Source organism: Methylohalomonas lacus (assembly GCF_024808875.1).
Classification (GTDB): Bacteria; Pseudomonadota; Gammaproteobacteria; order Methylohalomonadales; family Methylohalomonadaceae; genus Methylohalomonas; species Methylohalomonas lacus.
In genome coordinates this window covers 1-1208 of the sequence record NZ_JANUCT010000035.1, presented here as the reverse complement: position 1 = coordinate 1208, position 1208 = coordinate 1, and the positions used below count along the sequence as shown (strand labels likewise).

Below are 1208 nucleotides of genomic sequence, written 5' to 3'. Positions count from 1 at the left end.
CGTCATCCTATGCTTGCAGCAACTCTGTGGTCATAGGATATTGCTATAGAGCCAGGGGCGGGGAACAAGGCCGAGTCCGTCATCAGTCGCTGAAGGCTGTTCGCAATGAGGGTCCCCCCGCTTCGTCCTTACGAAAGCCGGACAGTTCATTGGGGCATGGGACCCCGTATTCAGGATCGCTGGCTGTGTAAGGCGTGGTGTTGACGCTTTTTCCAACGACCGAGGACGAGCAGATGATCGTGGGTATTGATATCAGCAAGACGTCGTTTGATGTGGCGTGGCTGGAAGCGGGTCGGCAGCGGCATCAGACGCTGGTGTATACAGCCGCGGGGTTCGCCGAGTTACTGGCGCTCACGCCGGCCGGGTCGCATTACGTGATGGAGGCGACGGGGGTGTACCACAGTCGGCTGGCGGTGTGGCTTTATGAAGCGGGCCGGTCGCTGACGGTGCTCAACCCGCTGGTGGTCAAGCGCTTCGCGCAGATGCAGCTGTCGCGGGTCAAGAGCGACAAAGCCGACGCCGAGCTGCTGCGGCGTTACGGCGAGCAGCATGTGCTGACGCCATGGCAGCCCGAGTCAGACGAGGTGGTGGCGCTGCAGCAGGCGCATGGCTGGCTGGACGACCTGGTGCGCGCCCGGACCCAATTGCTCAATCGCCAGGAAGCCGCCGCGCATCAGCCGCAGCCGAGCGCGTTCGTGGCCGGGCAGATGGCCGCCCAGTTGCAGCAGCTTGAGCAACAGATTGAGGATTGTGAGCAACACCTGGCGGCGCTGGTAAAAAAGTCTTTTAGCGCGCTGTATGCGCGGTTGTTGAGTATTCCGTCGGTCGGACCGCGCACGGCCATGGAGCTGATTATCGTGACCGCCGGCTTCAGTCGTTTCACCGACGTCAAGGCGCTTGGCGCGTATATCGGCGTTACGCCGACCACGTATCGGTCGGGGACGTCGGTCCGGGGACAAGGGGGTATCGCCAAACTGGGTCAGGGCCGGATGCGCCAGTTGCTGTACCTGTGCAGCTGGACCGCGAAAAGCTGCAACCCGGCCTGCCGAGCCCTATATGACCGGCTGAAGGCGGCCGGGAAACCGGCCAGGGTCATCAATATCGCGATTGCGCATAAACTGCTGCGGCAGGCCTTTGCCGTGGCCACAACCAACCGGCCTTATTCGGCCGAATACGCTTGACTTCAGGCACAGTTCATTGCGAGGAGC

1 protein-coding gene is annotated in these 1208 nt (G+C 62.1%); it reads left to right on the top strand.

The window, feature by feature from the left end; genetic code table 11:
* The first annotated feature begins 200 nt into the window (after positions 1 to 200).
* Positions 201 to 1181 carry an IS110 family transposase gene (locus J2T55_RS13180; protein ID WP_259057847.1) on the top strand — a complete coding sequence of 327 codons (981 nt, stop codon included), beginning with the start codon at positions 201 to 203 and terminating at the stop codon, positions 1179 to 1181.
* Positions 1182 to 1208 lie beyond the last annotated feature (27 nt).